Below are 6,260 nucleotides of genomic sequence, written 5' to 3'. Positions count from 1 at the left end.
GTCCCAACATTTCGTCCTTCTCCTGTTTCTAGCGGAACTGCTTGACGCATCATGTTCGATCCCATCAAAGCCCTGTTTGCATCATCATGCTCAAGGAAGGGGATCAATGATGCTGCAACTGAAACAATTTGACGTGGTGATACGTCAACATACTGCACCTGGTCGGGCAGGGTCATGGTAAATTCATTTTGATGGCGGCAGGAAACCAGACTATCAAGCAATTTACCTTTACTATCGATATTCACATTTGCCTGGGCAATTACAAACTGCCCTTCTTCAATCGCAGATAAATACTCAATATCGTTCGTTACTTTGCCATTAATCACTTTACGGTATGGTGTTTCCAGAAAACCATATTCATTGGTTCGCGAATAAACCGCCAACGAGTTGATCAATCCGATATTTGGTCCCTCAGGCGTCTCGATAGGGCAAACACGACCGTAATGGGTGGGATGTACGTCACGCACTTCGAATCCCGCACGCTCCCGTGTTAAACCACCAGGGCCCAGAGCCGATACGCGTCGTTTGTGCGTCACTTCCGATAATGGATTATTCTGGTCCATAAACTGTGACAACTGACTGGAGCCAAAGAATTCCTTAATTGCCGCAGACACCGGTTTGGCGTTGATAAGTTCCTGTGGCATCAAGCCTTCGCTCTCCGCCAGACTCAATCGTTCCTTAACAGCTCGCTCAACACGCACCAAACCTACGCGGAACTGATTTTCGGCCATTTCGCCAACGGAACGAACACGGCGGTTACCAAGGTGATCGATATCATCAACAAAACCGTTACCGTTTCGAATATCGATCAGTGCCCTCAATACGTCGACGATATCATCTTTGCTCAGCACGCCTTCACCCGTGCTTTCCTGGCGAGCCAGGCGACGGTTGAACTTCATGCGACCTACTGCGGACAGATCATAGCGCTCTGAGTTAAAAAACAGATTTTCGAAAAGACTTTGGGCCGCTTCTTTTGTAGGCGGCTCACCTGGACGCATCATGCGATAAATTTCGACCTGCGCATCCAGCACTTCACGGGTTTCATCCAGACGTAAAGTGTCTGAAATAAATGGCCCATTGTTAAGGTCGTTGGTATACAGGGTGTTGACATTTTTTACACCTGCCTCGAGTAACTTCTCCAGCAATTCCGGTGTAATCTCATCATTCGCGTTAGCGACAATCTCGCCTGTTTCTTCGTCAACAATATCATTTGCGATTGACTTGCCATGAAGATATTCAAATGGAACTGCCAATGATTTAACGCCGGCTTTCTCCAATTCACGGATATGACGCGCAGTCACCCGGCGCCCTTTTTCAACAACCACTTTACTCTTGGCTTTAACATCAAAGGTCGCTGTCTCACCACGTAAACGCTCAGGAATTAACTCCAGTTTGGCACCATCTTTACCAAAGGTAAAAGTATCGGAATCGAAAAACATTGCCAGGATTTCGTTATTGCTATAACCCAATGCATGCAATAACACTGTTGCAGGCAATTTGCGACGACGATCGATACGTACGAAAACGCAGTCTTTGGGATCAAACTCGAAATCCAGCCAGGATCCACGATAGGGAATAACTTGCGCGTGATACAACAATTTTCCGGAAGAATGCGTTTTCCCTTTATCATGATCAAAGAAAACACCCGGTGAACGATGCAATTGGGAAACGATAACTCGCTCTGTGCCATTAATAACGAAGGTACCGTTATCCGTCATTAGCGGTGTTTCACCCATGTAGATTTCCTGTTCCTTAATATCCTTAACAGGCTTGGGCGTTGCTTTGGAATCTTTATCATAAATAACCAGGCGCACAGTTACACGCAACGGTGCTGCGTAAGTCAGGCCACGCAACTGACATTCTTTTACACTAAATGCTGGTGAGCCCAGGCGATAGCTAACGTACTCAAGACCCGCATTACCTGAATAACTTATAATTGGGAAGACTGACTTTAGCGCCCCATGCAATCCTTCTGCTTTTCGATCATCAAGACCAGTATCAAGCTGAAGAAATTTGCGATAGGACTCTACCTGGATCGCCAATAAATACGGCTCATCCATAACGCTGGGGAATTTGCCAAAGTTTTTGCGAATACGTTTCTTTTCAGTGAAGGAATAACCCATGTGCGTTCCTCTATATCGTCGATCACACGTTAGTCGTAACTATTTTTCTTGCGCCCCAGCTTTTTTAGTCAAAAGACTCAAAAATCAAGACGCTTTCACTTCAAATAGTCCCAATGCGTTTTACATTGTATTCGGGAGTACATCTTATTTTGATGTACAGCCCAAATTTTAACCAACAGCAAAAGGCCGGCCGCACGAAGCTCCAGCCAAACACTGTTAAAATTTTCATTGTTTTTACAACAGACACTAATAATACAGTTGTACCTTAGTCGCTATATGCCTGTTACTGAATAAATCTTGGTGTGCTAAATTAAGGGCCGCTTCGTCACGCAATCACATGCGTCAACAGCACACTGAAGCGGCCCGTATGCGCCAGATTACTTAAGTTCAACCTGTGCGCCAGCTTCCTCAAGCTGTTTCTTGATATCTTCGGCTTCTTCTTTGGTAGCGCCTTCTTTCACTGGTGAAGGAGCGCCCTCTACCATAGCTTTCGCTTCTTTCAGACCCAGGCCTGTGATACCGCGAACCGCTTTGATAACACCCACTTTGTTCTCGCCAAAGCTCGCAAGAATAACGTCGAACTCTGATTTTTCTTCGGCAGCAGCAGCTTCACCACCACCTGCAGCAGGCGCAGCAACTGCAGCAACCGCAGCGGCAGAAACGCCGAATTTTTCTTCCATCGCTTCAACCAGGTCAACGACTTCCATCACTGACATGTTTGCAATTGTGTCTAAAATATCTTCTTTCGATACGGCCATTTTGATTACTCCTGTTTACGATCGCCCAGGCGAACGATTGAATTTTAAAAAAGTTATTTATCCGGCTTGTTGCTTCTGGTCGCGAACAGCTGCTACGGTGCGCACCATTTTTGCGGGTACCTCATTTAACGTACGAGCAAGTTTAGTAATGGGTGCATTCATAACAGACATCAGCATACCGATAGCTTGATCCTTCGTGGGCATATTAGCCAGGCGCTTGATTTCGCCCGCCGCCAATAGCTTGCCTCCAATTGACACCAACTTAACAACTAGCTTGTCGTTTTCTTTGGTGAAATCAGAGATTACACGTGCAGCCGCACCTGGGTCTTCCTGAGAAAACGCAAGAACCAGCGGACCAGTCAACGCTTCGTTCATACACTCGAAGTCGGTACCTTCCAGGGCACGACGCGCCAAAGTGTTTTTGACGACTCGCATATAAACGGCTGACTCACGTGCTTTAGCACGAAGTTGCGTCATCTGCTCTACATCGAGGCCGATATACTCAGCCGCAACAGCAGAATGTGCATTTGCTGCCACATCGGATACTTCCGCAACAACAGCCTTCTTTTCTTCGAGACTTAAAGCCACGAGATATACCTCCAGTTTGTTGAAACAAAAGAGCCGTACAGAAAACTATGTACAACCCCATTTTATCAACGGTGGCCTAAGTTCGCCTTGGGCTTCACCGTCTGCGTAGGCTTAGTGACTTTTTCGCAACTGCTGTACAACAATTATAAAAACGTCAGTATTGATTAAGTGAGGCCTGGTGATGCAATCAGCACGGATTAACTAACACCATTTATCACACCTACGGTCTTTGACGTAAACCAGCGTATAGCCGGCCTATATCAAAATCGCTAAATATTTAACGTTGCCTTGTCTACCGTAATCCCCGGACCCATGGTCGAAGACACGGAAATTTTCTTAAAATAGGTTCCTTTTGCGGCGCTGGGCTTGGCTTTATTCAAATCCACCAACAATGCGTCAATATTGGCCTTAAGGCTTGCAACGTCAAAACTAACCTTGCCCACTGAGCAATGAATAATTCCAGCTTTATCGGTACGATAACGAACCTGACCAGCCTTGGCATTTTTTACTGCACCGGCAACATCCGGAGTAACAGTGCCAACTTTTGGATTTGGCATTAATCCACGAGGCCCCAGGATTTGACCCAACTGGCCTACCACACGCATCGCGTCAGGTGAGGCAATCACCACGTCAAAGTCCATATTGCCTTTTTTGATGTCATCCGCAAGATCGTCGAAACCAACGATATCAGCGCCGGCTTCTTTTGCAGCATCCGCATTGGGACCTTGCGCGAAAACAGCAACACGCACTGTTTTACCCGTCCCGTTTGGTAATACCGTAGAACCACGCACGACCTGATCTGATTTACGAGGATCAACACCAAGGTTCACAGCCACATCCACTGACTGGTCAAATTTTGTTGGCGGCATGGATTTCAGAATATCCAGCGCTTCGTCAATGGCGTAAAATTTGGTAGCCTCCACTTTTTCACGAAAGGCTTTTGCACGTTTTGATAGAGACATTACTTAACACCCTCCGTTTCAATCCCCATACTTCTGGCGCTACCAGCGATAGTACGCACAGCAGCATCCATATCGGCTGCAGTGAGATCGGGCATTTTGGTTTTGGCAATTTCTTCCAGTTGCTCGCGACCTACTTTTCCAACTTTGTCGCGGTTCGGTACACTGGATCCTTTGCCAATACCTGCTGCTTTCTTTAACAGAATAGAAGCAGGAGGGGTTTTAGTTATAAATGTGAAGCTACGGTCGTTATAGACAGTGATTACCACTGGGACCGGCATTCCCTGCTCCATACTTTGCGTTTGAGCATTGAACGCTTTACAGAATTCCATAATATTGACACCATGCTGACCTAACGCGGGACCAACTGGTGGACTCGGATTGGCCTGACCAGCAGGCACTTGCAGCTTGATATAAGCTTCGATTTTCTTTGCCATTGCAATAACTCCTGTGGGTGCGAACGCTGTTACAAATTTGCCGCCATTAACTTGCCTAGAGTAAGTTAACTTGGATAAATTTTTATCCAGCTCCCCGTATGTTTAACAAAACTACAAATAACACCTGACCAGGCAACGCAGCTAAAGCTGCACTGCTTAGCCTTTCTCAACTTGACCGAACTCCAGTTCGACAGGTGTTGAGCGACCAAAAATTAATACCGATACGCGCATTTTGCTTTTTTCGTAATCCACTTCTTCAACAACGCCATTAAAGTCATTGAATGGGCCTTCGATAATACGCACCATTTCGCCAGGCTCGAACAGGACTTTGGGCCGTGGTTTTTCCACGCCTTCCTGCACACGTTGTAAAATTGCGTTGGCTTCCTTGTCGGATATCGGCGTAGGACGATCCCCAGTACCACCAATGAAACCCAATACCTTGGGTACATCCTGCACCAGGTGCCAGGTATCATCGTCCATTTCCATATTCACCAGCACATAGCCAGGAAAAAACTTGCGTTCGCTACGGCGCTTTTGACCTTCGCGCATTTCTACCACTTCTTCGGTGGGAACTAAGATTTCGCCGAATTTATCTTGCACGCCCTTGCGCTGAACACGCTCTACCAATGAGCGCTTTACTTGTTGCTCGTAACCTGAGTAGGCATGTACTACATACCATCGCTTTGCCATTTATCACATCCCTCTTAACCGGTCAGCAGACGGACAGCCCATCCCAGGAGCATGTCGAGCAAAAAGAAAAATATACCCATAATGATGACTGCCACAATTACAAACAACGTGGTTTGGGCGGTTTCTTTTCGCGTTGGCCAAACTACTTTACGAACTTCAGTGCGAGAATCCTTAACAAACCCCCAGGCCGTCTTACCCGGCGCAGATTGATAAGCGATAAACGCAGAAATTATTAATGCGACTAATAGCCCAACGACTCTTAACAACAGGGACTCATCACCGTAGTAATAAAAGGCCCCGGTTGCAGCAAGCAAGGGTAATACCGAAACAATTAGTATTAATTTATCCAAACGTTGAATCTCTACTTTAAGGCCAGAACGAATTCCAAAACGCCCGCCAACTGAATTATTTGGTTGGCAGGCCAGGAGGGAATCGAACCCCCAACCTGCGGTTTTGGAGACCGCCGCTCTGCCAATTGAGCTACTGGCCTAAACCAAATTCGTCCAAAATATTTAAAACAAATAAAGTCACACGTCTTAGCGTTACCACTAAGACGTGCAACGACGTTAATACTTATTCAATAATTTTCGCGACGACGCCGGCACCCACGGTACGTCCGCCTTCGCGGATCGCAAAACGCAGCCCGTCTTCCATCGCAATCGGGGCGATCAACGTCACTACCATGTTCACGTTGTCTCCCGGCAT

General features: G+C 46.6%; 8 protein-coding genes and 1 tRNA gene. All 9 read right to left on the bottom strand.

The features are described 5' to 3' along the window. On the bottom strand, positions 1 to 2,123 hold a 2,123-nt coding region (rpoB, locus tag ACWVCM_RS13185), incomplete at its 3' end, for a DNA-directed RNA polymerase subunit beta (protein ID WP_455202221.1). A 377-nt stretch (positions 2,124 to 2,500) separates the two neighbouring features. Then, positions 2,501 to 2,881 (bottom strand): 50S ribosomal protein L7/L12, encoded by a 381-nt coding sequence (gene rplL / locus ACWVCM_RS13180; RefSeq protein WP_455202220.1) that lies wholly within the window; start codon positions 2,879 to 2,881, stop codon positions 2,501 to 2,503. Positions 2,882 to 2,938: 57 nt separating this feature from the next. Next, complete coding sequence (gene rplJ, locus ACWVCM_RS13175; RefSeq protein WP_455202219.1) at positions 2,939 to 3,469, bottom strand: 50S ribosomal protein L10; 531 nt, start codon at positions 3,467 to 3,469, stop codon at positions 2,939 to 2,941. A 269-nt stretch (positions 3,470 to 3,738) separates the two neighbouring features. After that, positions 3,739 to 4,431: a 50S ribosomal protein L1 gene (gene rplA / locus ACWVCM_RS13170; protein WP_455202218.1), complete on the bottom strand. Its 693-nt coding sequence runs from the start codon at positions 4,429 to 4,431 to the stop codon at positions 3,739 to 3,741. Then, the gene (gene rplK / locus ACWVCM_RS13165) at positions 4,431 to 4,865 is read right to left on the bottom strand and encodes a 50S ribosomal protein L11 (protein WP_455202217.1); all 435 of its coding nucleotides are present in this window, start codon (positions 4,863 to 4,865) and stop codon (positions 4,431 to 4,433) included. Before rplK ends, rplA begins: the two co-directional genes overlap by 1 nt. A gap of 156 nt (positions 4,866 to 5,021) precedes the next feature. Beyond that, positions 5,022 to 5,555 carry a transcription termination/antitermination protein NusG gene (nusG, locus tag ACWVCM_RS13160; protein WP_455202216.1) on the bottom strand — a complete coding sequence of 178 codons (534 nt, stop codon included), beginning with the start codon at positions 5,553 to 5,555 and terminating at the stop codon, positions 5,022 to 5,024. 14 nt (positions 5,556 to 5,569) lie between these two features. Beyond that, the gene (gene secE, locus ACWVCM_RS13155; protein WP_455202215.1) at positions 5,570 to 5,905 is read right to left on the bottom strand and encodes a preprotein translocase subunit SecE; all 336 of its coding nucleotides are present in this window, start codon (positions 5,903 to 5,905) and stop codon (positions 5,570 to 5,572) included. A 64-nt stretch (positions 5,906 to 5,969) separates the two neighbouring features. Then, positions 5,970 to 6,045, bottom strand: a tRNA-Trp gene (locus ACWVCM_RS13150). An 83-nt stretch (positions 6,046 to 6,128) separates the two neighbouring features. Further along, positions 6,129 to 6,260: EF-Tu C-terminal domain-related protein (locus ACWVCM_RS13145; protein ID WP_455202222.1), on the bottom strand; the 132-nt coding region annotated here is incomplete at its 5' end.

The sequence above is a fragment of the Kaarinaea lacus genome, assembly GCF_975902315.1.
This window is presented reverse-complemented; position numbering and strand designations above follow the sequence as displayed.

Bases quoted from the DNA above. Each gene is read 5' to 3' on its own strand.
- rplL (WP_455202220.1), bottom strand. From the start codon at position 2,881: ATGGCCGTATCGAAAGAAGATATTTTAGACACAATTGCAAACATGTCA.
- rplA (WP_455202218.1), bottom strand. From the start codon at position 4,431: ATGTCTCTATCAAAACGTGCAAAAGCCTTTCGTGAAAAAGTGGAGGCT.
- rplK (WP_455202217.1), bottom strand. From the start codon at position 4,865: ATGGCAAAGAAAATCGAAGCTTATATCAAGCTGCAAGTGCCTGCTGGT.
- nusG (WP_455202216.1), bottom strand. From the start codon at position 5,555: ATGGCAAAGCGATGGTATGTAGTACATGCCTACTCAGGTTACGAGCAA.